Annotated in this window: 14 protein-coding genes; 12 read left to right on the plus strand and 2 right to left on the minus strand. The window is 58.4% G+C overall.

Annotation, left to right across the window (positions count from 1 at the left end):
• Positions 1 to 47: 47 nt before the first annotated feature.
• The 7 genes from G5149_RS04850 to G5149_RS04880 all read left to right on the plus strand — a co-directional run bounded on the left by G5149_RS04850 (position 48) and on the right by G5149_RS04880 (position 7429).
• A complete protein-coding gene (locus tag G5149_RS04850) occupies positions 48 to 1409 on the plus strand; it encodes an MATE family efflux transporter (RefSeq protein ID WP_005361670.1) in 1362 nt (453 codons plus the stop codon).
• Complete coding sequence (locus G5149_RS04855) at positions 1406 to 1996, plus strand: hypothetical protein (RefSeq protein ID WP_204382038.1); 591 nt, start codon at positions 1406 to 1408, stop codon at positions 1994 to 1996. The genes G5149_RS04850 and G5149_RS04855 overlap by 4 nt, the downstream gene beginning before the upstream one ends.
• 285 nt (positions 1997 to 2281) lie before the next feature.
• Positions 2282 to 2497: a YdcH family protein gene (locus G5149_RS04860; protein ID WP_005337763.1), complete on the plus strand. Its 216-nt coding sequence runs from the start codon at positions 2282 to 2284 to the stop codon at positions 2495 to 2497.
• A 243-nt stretch (positions 2498 to 2740) separates the two neighbouring features.
• Positions 2741 to 3853: a sugar ABC transporter substrate-binding protein gene (locus G5149_RS04865; protein WP_254204442.1), complete on the plus strand. Its 1113-nt coding sequence runs from the start codon at positions 2741 to 2743 to the stop codon at positions 3851 to 3853.
• Positions 3850 to 5988 carry a diguanylate cyclase domain-containing protein gene (locus G5149_RS04870; protein ID WP_421211842.1) on the plus strand — a complete coding sequence of 713 codons (2139 nt, stop codon included), beginning with the start codon at positions 3850 to 3852 and terminating at the stop codon, positions 5986 to 5988. The genes G5149_RS04865 and G5149_RS04870 overlap by 4 nt, the downstream gene beginning before the upstream one ends.
• A gap of 139 nt (positions 5989 to 6127) precedes the next feature.
• Positions 6128 to 6787 carry a YceH family protein gene (locus G5149_RS04875; RefSeq protein ID WP_005347246.1) on the plus strand — a complete coding sequence of 220 codons (660 nt, stop codon included), beginning with the start codon at positions 6128 to 6130 and terminating at the stop codon, positions 6785 to 6787.
• A gap of 84 nt (positions 6788 to 6871) precedes the next feature.
• Positions 6872 to 7429, plus strand: coding sequence for a HutD family protein (locus G5149_RS04880; RefSeq protein ID WP_216978406.1), 558 nt, complete (start codon positions 6872 to 6874; stop codon positions 7427 to 7429).
• A gap of 114 nt (positions 7430 to 7543) precedes the next feature.
• Here G5149_RS04880 and azu read toward each other — a convergent pair whose 3' ends face one another.
• Positions 7544 to 7984: an azurin gene (gene azu / locus G5149_RS04885; protein ID WP_005337768.1), complete on the minus strand. Its 441-nt coding sequence runs from the start codon at positions 7982 to 7984 to the stop codon at positions 7544 to 7546.
• A 329-nt stretch (positions 7985 to 8313) separates the two neighbouring features.
• Here azu and G5149_RS04890 point away from each other — a divergent pair, with 329 nt between their 5' ends.
• Positions 8314 to 9369, plus strand: a complete 1056-nt coding sequence (locus tag G5149_RS04890; RefSeq protein ID WP_216978405.1) for an FAD:protein FMN transferase — start codon at positions 8314 to 8316, stop codon at positions 9367 to 9369.
• A gap of 61 nt (positions 9370 to 9430) precedes the next feature.
• On the opposite strand, the gene G5149_RS04895 is transcribed toward G5149_RS04890, so the two are convergent.
• Positions 9431 to 9856: an Hsp20/alpha crystallin family protein gene (locus G5149_RS04895; protein ID WP_103250619.1), complete on the minus strand. Its 426-nt coding sequence runs from the start codon at positions 9854 to 9856 to the stop codon at positions 9431 to 9433.
• A 295-nt stretch (positions 9857 to 10151) separates the two neighbouring features.
• Between G5149_RS04895 and G5149_RS04900 the strand changes: the two genes are divergently transcribed.
• From G5149_RS04900 to G5149_RS04915, 4 genes are all read left to right on the plus strand, one after another.
• Entirely contained in the window at positions 10152 to 11798 is a 1647-nt protein-coding gene (locus tag G5149_RS04900) for a tetratricopeptide repeat protein (RefSeq protein ID WP_337072802.1), read from the plus strand.
• Between the two features lie 65 nt (positions 11799 to 11863).
• Positions 11864 to 12826: an ion channel gene (locus G5149_RS04905; RefSeq protein ID WP_216978403.1), complete on the plus strand. Its 963-nt coding sequence runs from the start codon at positions 11864 to 11866 to the stop codon at positions 12824 to 12826.
• Between the two features lie 115 nt (positions 12827 to 12941).
• Positions 12942 to 13748 (plus strand): exodeoxyribonuclease III, encoded by an 807-nt coding sequence (gene xthA, locus G5149_RS04910; protein ID WP_216978402.1) that lies wholly within the window; start codon positions 12942 to 12944, stop codon positions 13746 to 13748.
• A gap of 336 nt (positions 13749 to 14084) precedes the next feature.
• Positions 14085 to 15284, plus strand: a complete 1200-nt coding sequence (locus G5149_RS04915) for an efflux RND transporter periplasmic adaptor subunit (RefSeq protein WP_005347258.1) — start codon at positions 14085 to 14087, stop codon at positions 15282 to 15284.
• Positions 15285 to 15289 lie beyond the last annotated feature (5 nt).

Genomic DNA, 15289 nt, shown 5'->3' on the forward strand with positions numbered 1-15289 from the left:
GCCCCCAGAGGGCACTCCCCCGTGCACTCCCAGCTGTTGGACATGCCATGCAATCTCAATCCCATGCAGGCCCGGGCACGCTATTTGCGCTGACCTGGCCGCTCTTTATCGATCTCGCCCTGCACTTTCTGACCGGTGCCCTCAACACCTTCATGGTGGGTCACGTCTCCTATCAGGGAGTGGCCGCGCTGGCGGTCGGCAATCAGGTGTTCGATCTCGCCATCACATTGTTCAGCTTCGTCAGCATCGGTACCAGTGTGGTGATCACCCAGTATCTGGGGGCGGGCGATCGAGAGAAGAGTCGGGTGGTGATCCACACCGCCATCGGCTTCAACCTGCTGATCGGTCTGGTAGCCGCCATCGGCGTGATGGCAGGAGCAAGCACCATGCTGGCGCTGATGAACCTGCCTGCCAACCTGATGAGCGACGGGACGCTTTACTTGCAGATCATCGGTCTCTGCCTGTTACCGGAAGCAGCAGCCCTCTGTCTGGCAGCCACCCTGCGCGCTCACGGCCACACCCGTCAGGCGATGTATGTGACCCTCATCGTCAACCTCATCACCTTCGTCGGCAACCTGCTGCTGCTCTACGGCTGGTTCGGCCTGCCCCAGCTGGGGGTCGCCGGTGTCGCCATCAGCACGGTCGCGGGCCGACTGGTCGGCGTGGTGCTGCTGGTGTGGCTGGTAGCCCGCAAGACCGGCATTCGACTGGTGGTGCGCGATATCGTCCACCCCAGCCGGGAGATGCTCGGCAAGGTACTCCATATCGGCCTGCCGGCGGCAGGAGAGAACCTCTCCTGGATGCTGCAGTTTATGGTGGTGACAGCCTTTGTCGGGCTGCTGGGGGACAAGGCGCTGGCGACCCAATCCTACTTCTTCCAGATCTGCCTGTTTATCCTGCTGTTTGGCCTCTCCATCGGCCTTGGCAACGAGATCATCATCGGCCATCTGGCGGGGGCCAGACAGTTCGATCGCGCCTATCAGCAGCTGCTCAAAAGCCTCAAGCTGGGGCTGGCGGTCACCTGCGTCATCGCCGTGGCGGCGGCCCTCAACGGCCGCACCATCATCAGCCTTTTTACCGATGATGCCGACATCATCACCCAGGTGGCGCAACTGTTTCTTATCAGCCTTATCCTCGAGCCCGGCCGCACCTTCAATCTGGTGGTGATCAACGCCCTGCGGGCCACCGGGGATGCCCGTTTCCCCCTCTACATGGCGTTGCTCTCCATGTGGGGAATTGCCGTGCCACTCTCCTATTTCCTCGGTATCATGCAGGGTTATGGACTGGTCGGTATCTGGCTGGCGCTGGCCTGCGACGAGTGGGTGCGCGGTCTGGCCATGTTCTGGCGCTGGCGCAGTCGTCGCTGGCAAAACAAAATTCTTGTTGAAACAAAAGCGGAATCACAATGAAGAAGATAGGACTCTTGCTGGCTGCCATCCTGCTCAGCCCCCTGGCCATGGCGCAAACTGCCCCTGCCGCTCCCAAGGCTCAAGCCACCCAGACCTGGTATGTGGCCCCCATCGCCATCGATGAAACCAGCGACGCCCAGAAGGCGCTGACCAAGGACTTCATGGCCCAGATGATCAAGACCATCAAGATCAACGAGTACCAGACCGGCAAGGCGGTGGGCAACACCAAAAAGCCCAAGTGGCTGATCCGCACCAAGCTGATCCCGGCCAGCAACGAACCACTGGTCGGCAAGAAGCACCCGCAGGGTCTCACCTACGGCAAGGGCAACCCGACCCAGGAGATTGTTGGCGAGCTGCTGATGAATGGCACCCTGGTGGCTCACATCGGCCAGGGCTGGCGCGAGCCCATTGTCCCGGGCACGCCGGTGGCAGACAAGCTCTCCATCGCCAACTATCGATACGCCATCGGGGATCAGGCCAAGTCGGCGGATCTGGAGGAGCTTGCCGCCCAGATTGGCTTTGAAGCGGGCAAGGTGATCCACCGCGACGGCAAGCCGCTGCCCGAGAAGAAAAAGAAAAAAGAGTAAATGCCATACCGGTTATATGAAGGGGCGCTATGCCCCTTTTTTGCTGCCGTTTACCGGCTCGCGACCATCATCCCGCCGTCACAACTGTGATCAGGATTCCAGTTTATCCCTCTCCCTCTGACTAATGAATATCTGATCTGCTTTTGATTCAACAAGTTAAAAACCACATTCTTTATGCAGCAAACCATTGTTGCCGAATTGGATCCGGATCACATTTATCTGGGGGGGTAAGGGGTAGTTTGGTCTCTAAGGCACAATCAAACGAAACCAAGGAGGCTCCATTACATGTTCCCAGAGTACAGAGAACTTATCTCGAAACTGAAGAGCAGTGATGTCCATTTCCAGAAGAAGTTTGACTTGCACAACGACCTGGATGCGGAGATTAGAAAGCTGGAAAAACATCACGCCAGCGACTATAGCGCCGAGGTGAGGGATCTGAAAAAACAGAAACTCAAACTGAAAGAGGAGATATACGACATCCTCAAACAACATCCACAATAGATGCCTCGAAGGTAATCCGGATAAGCAATTTATCCCTCAGCCCGGCCCAAGCGCCGGGCTTTTTATTGTTTTAGTCAATTAGTTGATCCGCCACACTACCGACAGTAGCGGTTGTTTGTTACATTTTTCATTTTGGATTCAAGGCACAGATGTGATGGTAACATGACCATAAATCGCGTTTTTTATCATCTTTTACTGCTTTGCATCTTATCTGGCCTCCAGCCACTGCGAGCCCAGGAGCCAGTGCTGGAGTTGTGGCACTCCCAGCAGGCCGGATATGTGATCGACGACGTGATCACGCGATTCAATCAGGAAGGCAATCACAAGGTTCACGTCACCCAGATCGAGCCCGGCAAGATCAAGGCAGACATCCTGCTGGCTGCGCAAGCCAGGGGGCTGCCCGACTTGATGCTGATCCCGTCCGACTTTATCGGCCTCTACCGACAGATGTCCCTCGCCCCCCTGCCAACCGGATGGTTCTCATCTGCACTGATGAGCAGTGCTCTGCAATATGTCACCCTGGATCAGCAACGCTGGGGCATGCCCATGATGCAGGGCAACCATCTGATGCTGTTTTACAATAAGGCGCTGGTCTCAACACCGGTGACCCAATGGCAGCAACTGGCAGCCATCACTCCGGCCCTCAAGGCCAAGGGGATCCAGCCCGTCAGCTGGCCCTACCACGACATGTACTACTTTGCAGCATTTCTGCTCACTTTTGGTGGCTCGCCAGTGACCGAAGGGCGCATCACACTCGACACGCCGGCCATGATTCAGGCACTGGAAGCGTACCGTACGGTCGCCAGAGAGAAGTGGGGCGATCCCGAGTGCGACTATGATACCGCTCTCGCCAATTTCAACGACGGCAAGAGTGCCTATCTTGTCAACGGGGACTGGGCCTTCAATGACCTGGTGAAAAACATGGGAGAACAGCTTGGGGTTGCCATGCTGCCTCACTGGGAAGATCGCCCGATGCACTCCATGAGCGGCGCCTACGTCCTGAGTGTATCTCGTTGGGCAATGGCAGATGAAGAACGTCAGACCGTCATCAAAGCCCTGATGGCCTTTATCCAGCGGGACGATATTCAGCAATTGATCTATCGACAGGGTTCGCTGTTACCAATCAACCAGCGGGCTTTTTCCGCCATCAACCAATACCCCGCCCTGCACGAAAAGGTGCTGCTGGAACAGTTCACCCTCAGTACACCCATGCCTTCAGAGAGCGCCATGTCCATTGCCTGGCAGGCGATGGACAAGGGGTTCGAGCGTTTCAAGGAGGGAAGCAGTGCCGCTGAAGCAGCTCGCTATATGCAGCAACTGGCCGATCAGCAATACCAGCAGGTCAAGTCAAAATGAGCCACCGCACCTTTCGTCTCGGTCCTACGCTCATCGTCATACTGTTCACCGCAGCCCTGCTGCCAGCGCTGCTGGTAAGCGGCATATTGCTGGCTCGTCAACACCAGATCATTGCCCAGAGCGAACAATCCCAACTGGAGCGAGCCCTCACCAGCATGACCCGTGAGGCACGCTTTCGCAGCGAATTGATCGGAACCCAGCTTCAACAACTCAGCAACGATCGGGTGCTTAATCAGGCACTCGAGAATTTTCTCTTCTCCAGTCATGCCCGCCTGGCGCTGGCGGCCTTTATCAAGTCCAACAGTCTGCTGACCTCAGCCTACCTGATCGATGATCAGGGTCGGGTAGTAGAGTACATCAACGGCCGAGCCTCTTACCTTGAATCGAGTAACCTGATGCCACAGCTGATGGCATGGAGCGAGACGCGGGAAGCCAAACAGGGCAAGCATTTGCTGATGCCTGTGGATGATCCCTTGCTGATCGGCGATATGGAACAGGATCGCAGTGGCGGGTTGGCGCTGGTGGCCCCCATCTATCGCAATCATCAGCGGGCTGGGGTGATGCAGACCCCAGCGGGCTTTGTGATGGCCATCCTCCCCTGGAGGCAGATGGCCCAACTGCTGGAACCCTATCTGAAGGGGAGCGAGTATCTGGTGATTTCACAAGGAGATACCCGTCTCTACGAAGGCTCACACAACAACACCAAAGATATGAACGACCGGGTACCCAGCCAGATGGCACAGCTCTTGACCATCGGCTGGCCACAACTGGAAGAGACCATCACCCCAACCATCACCCTCTACAGCTACAGCGATGACAGGGTGAGCGAGCTAAACAAATCTCAGCAGTTGTTGACCGTCAGCATCGCCGTCATGTTGCTGCTGGTGGCCATCGGCTGTATCTGGCTTACCCGCTGGCTCACCCGACCGCTGCGCTCGCTGGCAGCCCTGGTGCGCAGTTACGGCAAGGGCAACTACCAGCAACAGCAAGCACCGCTGCGCTTTGTGGAATACGATGAGGTGCGTCGGCTGCTGCAGGAGATGGCCTATACCATCTCTGCCCAGGTAAGAGCGCTCTATCAACAGAATGAACAGCTGCAGCAGGCCAACAGCGAGAAAGAGGCCTTCAATCAGCGGCTGCTCGGCTTCAACGATGAACTGGAGCAAGAGGTCGCCTCGCAAACGACCGCCCTGCGCTCGGCCCTGAGCCGGGAGGAGCGCAGCCGCCATATCCTGCAATCATGGTTGCAGTTCGGTCTGCACCAGCAGCTGGATATCGATATTGCCGAGCTGGCCAGCTCCGCCCTGTTGCAGCTCTCCCAGCTCTATCCCGGCCACCGCTGGGGGCTGGTGATCCGCCGCGATGGCGAGCCCCACTACTCCCTGACCCAGGGGGTCGATGCCCCCTTGCGTGATCCCCTGCTGGAGAAACTGACCCAACTGATGGATGAGGAGGTCAAACACTCCGAATGCCAGTGGGATAATGCCTCCTGGAAGATCATGACCCTACCCGGCAGCCAGAGTGGTGTGCTGTTTGGTTATCTCATGGTGAGCGCCGAGGGGCTGGAGTCCGAAGACAGGGCCATCTTGCGGTTGTTTGCCAAACAGCTGGCGGTAGGCATCGAGGGGCGCCTCTTCACCGACGAGCTGGCGCGGGTCGCTCGCACTGATAACCTCACCGGCCTCCCCAACCGACAGGCGTTCGAAGAGGCGTTTCATCACTATCAGACGGTGCTGGCGCGCCATCCGGAACGTCACCTCGCGCTCTTCATGCTCGACCTTAACGGCCTCAAACGCACCAACGACCAGTATGGGCACGAGGCGGGCGACGCCCTGCTGATCCAGATGGCACGACTACTGCGCACGCTGTGCCGACAGAATGAGAGCATATTCAGAATGGGAGGAGACGAATTCGTGCTACTGGCGGAGGCGGATCACCTTGCCTGCCAACAGCTGGCAGGCAGACTGGAGGCAAGCCAGCAGCACGCCATCGTGCAACATGGGGAGCACAGATTCCCGCTGCGTTTCGCCATCGGCTGGAGCAGTAGCGACCAGACCCCGTTGGCAGAGCTGAGCCGGGTGGCGGACGACGCCATGTATGCCGACAAAGCCCGCTTCTATCAGGGGCAACGCTAAAAGCGGTGACCTCCGGCGTTGGCGAGCCTTTCGCCAACCCCCTGATTAGCTCGCAAAAATGGTGCGCAACGCTAGACGCGGCGCAGACCATGACTAAGATAGGGGGCTCTTGATATCGCGATTTGCTAGGGAGTAGGAAATGGAGTTAGTACTTGGACCGCTGGAGGCCCGTGTCATCGGGTGTCTGATTGAAAAAGAGATCTGCACCCCGGATCAATATCCCCTCTCCCTTAATGCACTGGTCAATGCTTGCAACCAGAAGAGTAACCGTGAGCCGGTACTGGATCTGGCCGAACTCGATATCCGCGCCGTGGTGGACGAGCTGATCCGCCGACGCCTGGTAGTCAACACGGCAGGTTTCAATGCCCGGGTACCCCGCTACCAGCACAGATTCTGCAACACCGAGTTTGGTGAACTGAAATTCGATGCGCAGGAACTCGGCATCATCTGCGAGTTGCTGCTGCGCGGCCCGCAAACCCCGGGGGAGCTGCGTTCTCGCACCAATCGCCTCTGCAGTTTTGATGACGTGACCGAGGTAGATGCCGTACTCAATCGCCTCATCGAACGTGGCCCTTACGTGGTCAAACTGCCACGTGAGCCGGGCAAGCGCGAATCCCGCTACGCCCACCTGTTCAGCGGTGAGGTGGATATCCAGGCGATGATGGATGCCACCCCTGCGGCTGCCTATGCCTCCCCGGCCGCCGACCGCCTGAGCGAGCTGGAGCAGGAAGTAAGCGAGCTCAAGAGCCGTCTCGCCGCCATAGAAGCACGACTGGCTGCACTGGATGGTCAGGGCTGATCGCCCTTACCATCGCCCATCTCTATCAGGGAGCCGGGGTTGATGTCACCGGCTCCCTGCGTTTTTTATCGTGAGGAAGTGCCCGTGATCACCCTGATTAAAGAGTCTGACCACCAGAAGATGCCCTGGAAGAACCAGCAGGGCACCACCAGCCAGATCCTCATCTCCCCCAAGGGGAGCAGCCTTGCCAAACTCGACTTTGACTATCGGCTGAGCTCGGCCCCCATCAAGAGTGCGGGCCCCTTCTCCCCCTTTCCCGGCTATCAACGCATTTTGCTGCCGGTAAGCGGGGCTGGCTTTGTGCTCAACGGCCACCCCTACGCCACCTTCGAGGCGGCGCACTTTAGCGGCGACGAGGAGACCCACTGCGAGTTGCTGAAAAAAGAGGTGACCGATCTGGGGCTTATCTACCATCCGGATCGCATCAGCGCCAACGTGCGGGTGCTGAACCTCCCCTTCCCGCTGACCCTGACCCTCGAGCCAGGGAAGACCTACCTCTGTCACCTGCTGAGCGGCCAGCTGACCGTGCAGGGCAAAGAGGTGGCCATCAACGAGACGCTGGTGGTGACCGGTGAAGAGAGCATTCACTTCGAATGCCAGAAGAAGAGCTCCATCGCCTTCTTTACCCTGCAGGCCAAATAGCGCGAAAGTCGGCTGTGCGCAGTCATGCCACGCCACAACAAGCGACAGATATGAAAAAGCCGGGAAATCCCGGCTTTTTCTATTGAGGCGACCGGCTCGATGCCGGTCAGCACCTTAGTTGACCTTGAATGAGCCCTTCATCATGGCGAAGTGGCCGGGGAAGGAGCAGAAGAAGGTGAGATCCTTGCCCGCCAGACCGTCGGTCTTGAAGGTGACGCTGCTGCTCTCGCCACCGCCGATCAGCTTGGTATGCGCCAGCACGCGGGGATCATCCTTGGGCAGATAGCCGTTCTCGGCCCCGGCGCTCATCCCCGCCGTCGCCACAGTCTGATAGTCTGCGGTGCTGGCCAGCACCCAGTTATGGCCCATGGCGGTCACAGGCAGCTTCCCGGTATGGTTCAGAGTAACCGTCACCTCCTTGCAGGTGGCCGGAACGCTCATCTCTTTGAGGTTGTACTGCATGGCATCATTGCCTTCGATGACCAGTGCGCACTCATCGGCCAGAACCGGGGCAGCCAGAGTACTCAGAAACAGCAGGGTAATCGCCTTTTTCATCATCTTCTCCTTTGATTGGCAATGGATGGCAACAGCGTGGCGTATATGCTTCGCAAAGATGCCGTCTAAATCGACCTTCATTTTACTCAATTGTTTTCAATCGGCGATGGGTTTTGGCCAAAGCTGCGGGCCAGGTCACCAGACGGTGCTGTACTCGCCACTATCTCCCATCACGGATGGACGATACGACCCGCTACAGCAACAGGTTCAAAACTGTTTAATTTTTTCTGCTCTTTTCCCCCCGATTGCCCCTATCAGGGCTCGCCCGGCGAGCGCCCCTTGGCTAAGCTAGCGCCCCGATATGAACCTTCTCCAGATGAGAGCGCCGGATGATTGCGATGACCCCCGTGGCGGCCCTGCGCGGCCTGCTGCTAACCCTGCTGCTGGCGCTGACCGGCTGCCAGCCGACCCCGCCAGCCCAGACCCGTATTCAGGGCAAGACCATGGGCACCTACTATGTGGTGACCCTGAGCGATAGCTACCCCGGTGGGGAGCCCTCCCTCAAAAGCGATGTAGAGAGTCTGCTGGCCCGGATGAACAAGGAGATCTCCACCTACGATCCCGACTCCCTCATCTCCCGATTCAATCAGGGGCCCGCCAATACCCCGTTTGCCATCCCGCCCGCCATGGCCATCATAGTCCAGCAGGGGATTGATGCCGGTAAGCTGACCGATGGCAAGCTGGATGTGACCGTGGGGCCGCTGGTCAATCTGTGGGGATTTGGCCCGGACAAACGCCCGGTCAAGCGACCCGATGAGGCGGCCATCGCCGCCGCCCGCCACAAGGTGGGCATCGACAAGCTGACCCTGACCCCGCAAGGGGATCACTTCCTGCTCGAAAAAACGATCCCGGATCTCTATCTCGACCTCTCCACCCTGGGCGAAGGGGCTGCATCGGATGAAATCGCCGCCCTGCTCGAGGGCAAGGGGGTACACAACTACCTGATCGAAGTGGCCGGTGCGGTGCGCAGCAAGGGCAACAACAGCAAGGGTTCACCGTGGAGAGTGGCCATCGTCGAACCTTCCGATCAGCCGGGAGCGTTTTCCGATATCGTCATCCCCAACGGTATGGCGCTCAGCACCGCAGGCAGCTATCGCAACTACTACGAGATAGATGGACAGCGTTACTCCCATATCATCGACCCCGCCACCGGCCAGCCGGTCACCCACAAGCTGGTCTCCGCCAGCGTGATCACCCCGACCGCGCTTGAGGCTGACGCCCTCGATACCGCGCTGATGGTGATGGGGCCCGAAGCGGGTATGGCATTTGCCAAACAGCACAAGCTGGCGGTCTATCTCATCATCAAGACCGAACAGGGGTTCAAGGCCAAGTACACGCCCCAATTCGCCCACTATCTGGCGAAGCAACCGACAGAAAAGCACTGATAAACAGAAGGCCCCGATAACGGGGCCTTCTCATTACGGTTGATGATGAACTTGTCACGGGCTATTCGATGGTCACCCGGTGAGGGGCTGGCGTTTCCACCTGCTTGGGCAGTTGCAACGTGAGGATACCGTTCTCGAACCTGGCGCTGACCTTGTCCAGCGCCACCTCGACCGGCAACTCCAGAGTGCGTGAAACACTGCCAAAATAGCGTTCACTGCGCAGTGTTCGCTCATCCTTGTTCTGGCTGTCAAACTGGCGGATCTCCGCTTTCAGCGTCACCTGTTTACCATGGATATCCACATGGATGTCCTCTTTGGCAACCCCCGGCAACTCGGCTTGCAGCACATAGTTGCCATCACTCTCCTTCAAATCCAGCCTGATCTGGCTCGGCAAGGGGTCCCCGTGCAAGGGGCGAATATAGAAGCCGGACGCCATATCGCGAAACAGGTCATCGAACAGACTGGTACGGCTTGGTAGCAAACTCATCTCTGATCCCTCCGTGATTCATGGACTAACAGAGGCAGGCCCTGATACCTGCCTGATGGGGCCTATATGTGACCGGGGCTTGTCGTTGCCCCCTCTATCAGTCTAAAAAGTGTGCCGCGTGCTGCCACCCCATCTGAGCTTTATTTGATATGGATCAACCACATCGCCCTGGCCACCAGGCACAGAGCGTGACATGGAAACTGAAAGTTGCGTGACAAAAGCACATTGATTGCCACTTGACACGCTTTGGTGGCACACTTTCTCCCACCAACCCGTAGCGCCTCGACCCAGAACAATGCAGACACCGGAAAACGCGTCAGAAAAGAAGAGCCCTGCCAAGCCACAACGCATTCTGATGGTCAATGAGCAGCGCTCGTTTCAGGTGATGATGAAGGCGATGCTGCTCAATCTGGGTATCAGCAACATCACCTACTCCAATACCGCCGAGGATGCGCGACGCCGCTGCCAGAAGGGCAGCTTCGATATCTATCTCATTGATTACGATCTGGGGATTGGCGAGAACGGGCGGCAGCTGCTGGAGAGCCTGCGGGATCAGAAGCTCATTCCGCCCCAGAGCGTGGTGATCATGGTGAGTGGCGACAGCTCTCGCGCCATGGTGCTGAGCGCGCTGGAAGCCGAGCCCGACGAATACCTGATGAAGCCCTTCTCCCAGGAGCAGTTCTCGTTTCGCCTCAAGCGGGCCCTCGCCCGGCGCAACGCCCTGGCCAGCGTCTTTACTGCGCTGGCTGATAACAATCTGGCGACCCTCATTACCGCCTGTGCCGAGCGGGCTGATGCTGTCCCCCGTTTTGCCAACTACTGCCGCTGCCTGCAAGCTGATACCCACCTCAAGCTGGGTCAGGCACAAGAAGCACGCGCCCTGATGCGCCAGCTGCTGGCCGGGCAGGAGAACAGCTGGGCCCGCCTGACGCTGGGCAAGGCGTGCAATACTCTGGGACTTCATGAAGAAGCGGTCAGCCATCTGCAGGCGACCCTCAAAAATACCCCGCTGATGGTGGAAGCACACCTCTGGCTGGCGGAATCCCAACTCGCCCTCGGCAACGATGAACTGGCACAACAAGAACTTAGACGAGCGGTGGATATCTCCCCCCAGTCGGTGCAGCTCTCCCGTCGGCTGGCGGAAGTGTGCCTGCTACGCCACGACTACGCTCAGGCCAAGGATGTGCTGCTGTCGCTGATCGATCTGTCGCGTAACTCGATCCACCGAACCCCCCACTATCTGGGTGCCTATATCCAGACCCTGACCCTCTACGCCCTCAACAGCAACGACAGCTATCATATCGCCAACCTGCAAAAGCAGGTCAACTCGGCCCTGTCGCGCATCCGCGATTCGCTGATGATGTCGGAGTTCAACTACCCGGTATTCGAGCAAATCTGTCAGGCCCGAGTGCAAATTGCGCTGGGGGAGCTGCTCAAGGGCAAGAAGATGCTCTATCGCGCCAACCAGAACTGGCTTGATGAACCGGCCACCATGCCCCCTGCCCTGCTTGGCGAAACCATCCTCGCCCTCTATCAGCTCGGCGAGTTCGAATATGCCGAGAGCCTGCAGGGACTGCTGGCAAAGGATGAAGACCGGCTGCTTACTACCTGCATTCAGGCAACCCGTGATGATAAAACGGTGCTGGAGCGGCGTCAGCGCTACCAGCAGCTCAACGATCTGGGGATCAAGGCCTATCAGAGCGGCGAGCTGGAACAGGCGCTCGGTCACTTTCGCGAGGCGCTGCGCCGGGCCCCCGCCAATACCGGTGCCGCCCTCAACAAGATCCAGGTGTTGCTGCAACTGATGCAGAAAAACCGCAAAAGCCCGGAGTTTGGTATCGAGTGCAAAGACACCCTGGACGTGCTCGACGGCATCCCCCTCAACCCGGCTCAGCAGGAGCGTTTTCGCAAGCTGCGTCAGGAGTTTAACCAGTTCAACTAAGACGCCGTCACGCCCCCTTTTCCCGCCTATGCTGAAACCAGTACGGTAATGCGAGGGAAGCGAAGATGGCGATGTGTCGTTATCTGGTGGCCGATGGCCGCCACTGCAGTGAAGAAGCTGGCGAGCACGATCTTTGCAAGTGGCATGATCCCCATGGACCTCATCAGGAAGCCCGCACCGCCGAGGCGCTCGAACAATACGTTCGCGCTGGCGGTCTATGTCACGGCCTGCAGCTGTCACGGGCCAATCTGGCTGGCCTCAATCTGGTCAACAAGGAGTCCGATCAGGGATTCTTGCTAGAGCAGTGCAACCTCTATCGCGCCAACCTGCGCGGGGGTCACCTCTACGGCCTGCGCATGAAAGGGGGCAGCCTGATGAAGGCCGATCTCAGTGATGCCAACCTCCAGTGCGCCACCCTCGATGACGTCAATCTGCTCGGCATCCGCTGGCACAACACCCGGCTCGACAACATGCAGACCGGCAAACGGGTGATGCAGGATCGCAAGGGGCGCCGTGAACGGGATCCCAAACAGGCGCGCATCTGGTTCAAGGAGGCGGAAGAGACCTACCGGGATCTACGCAAAGCCTCCGAGGCGCAGGGGATCTTCACCATGTCCGGCAACTATATCCAGCAAGAGCTCACCATGCGCCGCCTGCAACTGCCGTTCTGGTCGACCCAGCGCTTCACCTCCTGGGTGGTCGATCTCTTCTGTGGCTATGGCGAGGCTCCGATGCGGGTGGTGCTCTTCTCGTTGCTGCTCATCTTCATCTGCAGCATTTTTTACTTCTTCTGCGGCCTTAACTTCGCGGGCAATCATCTTATATACCGACCAGAAGCCTCTCTTGAAGAGAACGCCATCTTCCTGCTGGAGTGCCTCTACTACAGCGTGGTCACCTTCACCACCCTGGGTTATGGCGACTTCACTCCGGTCGGGCTTTCCAGGATCTTTGCCGCCTTTGAAGCCTTTACCGGCAGCTTCACACTGGCGCTGTTTGTGGTGGTATTCGTCAAAAAGATGACCCGCTGACACCTCTGCCCACCCCGCGGTGCCTGCCACTGATGCAGGCCCGCGGCCAAACTTGCATCCACCGCCGATTCCTAGTCCAATAGCGACTTATAAAAATGACATGAGCATCCCGGACATGAAGATCATCTCTTTCAATATCAACGGCCTGCGCGCCCGTCTGCACCAGTTGCAAGCCATCATCGACAAGCACCAGCCCGATGTGATCGGCCTGCAGGAAATCAAGGTCCATGACGAGGCCTTCCCGCTGGCCGATGTGGAGGCCATGGGCTATCACGTAGCGTTTCACGGCCAGAAGGCTCACTACGGGGTCGCCATCATGAGCAAGCAGAAACCGGTCAAGGTGGAGAAAGGCTTCCCCACCGATGACGAAGAGGCCCAGCGCCGGATGATCATGGCCACCTTCGAGCGCGAAGACGGCTCTCTCATCAAGGTAATGAACGGCTACTTCCCGCAGGGTGAAAGCCAGGATCACGAGACCAAGTTCCCGGCCAAGCAGAAGTTCTACGAGGATCTGCAGCACTATCTCGAGACCAACCACACCCCGGACGACCAGCTGGTGCTGATCGGAGATATGAATATCTCCCCCACCGATCTCGACATCGGTATCGGCGAAGCGAACCGCAAGCGCTGGCTGCGGGATGGCAAGTGCTCCTTCCTGCCCATCGAGCGGGAGTGGATGGAACGGCTGAAAGGGTTCGGTCTCACCGACACCTTCCGCGCCGCCAACCCCACCGAGTGCGAGCGATTCTCCTGGTTTGACTACCGCTCCAAGGGCTTTGACGAGAACCGTGGCCTGCGCATCGACCTCATCATGGCCTCCGATGCTCTCAAGGACAGCGTGACCGAGACCGGCATCGATTATGAGCTGCGCGGCATCGAGAAACCCTCAGATCACGCCCCCATCTGGGCCTGCTTTGCCTGACAGACCTGATAGTGGGGGCATTTGACGCCCCCACTGTGACCCAGCCCCCACTTCCCTCGCTTTTTCCTTCTTATAATTCCTTTGGGCCCCGCATCCAGCCATGACAACGCCGAAAGATACCTGCTGGCCTGTTATCGCCTGTCGCTGCCCCGTCTACAACCTGCCGTCATGTTCTGACAACTTTCACTGTCGAGCAGCTTGGGTTCAATATTCGTGCTCTATCATTAAAAACTATCAGTAATCCAATAAGTTAAATTTGTAACCATGCAGTTAACCATGTTCATGAAGAGAAAGGGTGGGCGCGGCAATCGTGCACCATCCCACAGGAGTATGATGATGAAGGTGCAATCCGTCAGGGAAGAGATGTTAAAACGCGGCTGGATCGCTCTGGCTCTAGCCAGTGCCCTGACCGCCTGTGGTGATAAACCAACTGCCGGAGCTCAGGCGCTGCCGCCGGTCCCCGTAGTGGTGGCAGAGGTCAAGCTGACCGATGTGCCGCTCACCACCGAGATGGTGGGTGAAACCGCCGGTTTTCGCGAGATCGATGTGCGATCACGAGTCAGTGGCATCCTGCTCAAGCGCACCTACATCGAAGGTCAGCCGGTTACCGCCGGCCAGGAGCTGTTTCTGATCGACCCCGAGCCCTACAAGGTGGCGCTGGAGCAGGCCAAAGGGACCCTGGCTCAGGAGCAGGCTCGCCTCAACAAGGCCCGCGCCGATCGGGATCGCATCATCCCGCTGTTCAAACGCCAAGTAGTGAGTCGCAAGGACTATGACGATACTATTGCCAACTACGAGGCTGCCATCGCCAGTCACCAGGCCGCCCAGGCCAAGGTGAAGGAGGCCGAGCTGAATCTCAGCTATACCAAGGTCACCGCCCCCATCAACGGCATGGCGAGCAAGAGCTCCCAGTCCGAGGGGAGCCTTATCTCCACCAGCGGCGACAACGGCCTGCTCACTACCATCACCCAGTTTGATCCGCTCTATGTCAACTTCTCCTACTCGGAGCAGGATCGCCTCAACTTCGAAAACTCGGTAAAGAAAGGGGTGATTGAGGCGAAGGATGCCACCACCTGGCGCACCCATATTCGTCTGGCCGATGGCTCTGTCTACCCTGAAGCGGGCAAGCTCAACTTCTCCGACAACCGGGTCGATCCCCAGACCGGCACCATCCGGGCCCGTGCCATCTTCGACAACAAGGATGGCGTGCTGCTGCCCGGCCAGTTTGTCCGCATGACCATCGATCTTGGCCTGCGCAAAAACGCCATCGTGGTACCGCCCCGTGCCATCATCCAGTCTCAGGCTGACCGCATGGTGATGGTGGTGGATGCAGAGAACAAGGTGATGCCCCGCCCGGTCAAGCTGGGCCCGGTGGTCGCCGAGGGGGTACTGATCGACAGTGGCCTCAATGCCGGTGATCGTTACATCGTCGAAGGGTTGATGAAGGCCCGCCCCGGTGCCGTGGTGAAACCTGTCTCTGCCGACGAGATGAAAGCCATCACCGCCAAGATGGTCAGCCACTCAGCGGCCAAGTAAGGAGC

The organism is Aeromonas sp. 600479 (genome assembly GCF_049175515.1).
GTDB lineage: Bacteria > Pseudomonadota > Gammaproteobacteria > Enterobacterales > Aeromonadaceae > Aeromonas > Aeromonas veronii_A.

What these genes read in the sequence shown, in the direction of transcription:
- G5149_RS04860 (WP_005337763.1), top strand. Translation starts at nt 2,282, where the DNA reads ATGTTCCCAGAGTACAGAGAACTTATCTCGAAACTGAAGAGCAGTGAT.
- G5149_RS04905 (WP_216978403.1), top strand. Translation starts at nt 11,864, where the DNA reads ATGGCGATGTGTCGTTATCTGGTGGCCGATGGCCGCCACTGCAGTGAA.
- xthA (WP_216978402.1), top strand. Translation starts at nt 12,942, where the DNA reads ATGAAGATCATCTCTTTCAATATCAACGGCCTGCGCGCCCGTCTGCAC.
- azu (WP_005337768.1), bottom strand. Translation starts at nt 7,984, where the DNA reads ATGAAAAAGGCGATTACCCTGCTGTTTCTGAGTACTCTGGCTGCCCCG.
- G5149_RS04900 (WP_337072802.1), top strand. Translation starts at nt 10,152, where the DNA reads ATGCAGACACCGGAAAACGCGTCAGAAAAGAAGAGCCCTGCCAAGCCA.
- G5149_RS04870 (WP_421211842.1), top strand. Translation starts at nt 3,850, where the DNA reads ATGAGCCACCGCACCTTTCGTCTCGGTCCTACGCTCATCGTCATACTG.
- G5149_RS04855 (WP_204382038.1), top strand. Translation starts at nt 1,406, where the DNA reads ATGAAGAAGATAGGACTCTTGCTGGCTGCCATCCTGCTCAGCCCCCTG.
- G5149_RS04895 (WP_103250619.1), bottom strand. Translation starts at nt 9,856, where the DNA reads ATGAGTTTGCTACCAAGCCGTACCAGTCTGTTCGATGACCTGTTTCGC.
- G5149_RS04890 (WP_216978405.1), top strand. Translation starts at nt 8,314, where the DNA reads ATGATTGCGATGACCCCCGTGGCGGCCCTGCGCGGCCTGCTGCTAACC.
- G5149_RS04850 (WP_005361670.1), top strand. Translation starts at nt 48, where the DNA reads ATGCAATCTCAATCCCATGCAGGCCCGGGCACGCTATTTGCGCTGACC.
- G5149_RS04875 (WP_005347246.1), top strand. Translation starts at nt 6,128, where the DNA reads ATGGAGTTAGTACTTGGACCGCTGGAGGCCCGTGTCATCGGGTGTCTG.
- G5149_RS04915 (WP_005347258.1), top strand. Translation starts at nt 14,085, where the DNA reads ATGAAGGTGCAATCCGTCAGGGAAGAGATGTTAAAACGCGGCTGGATC.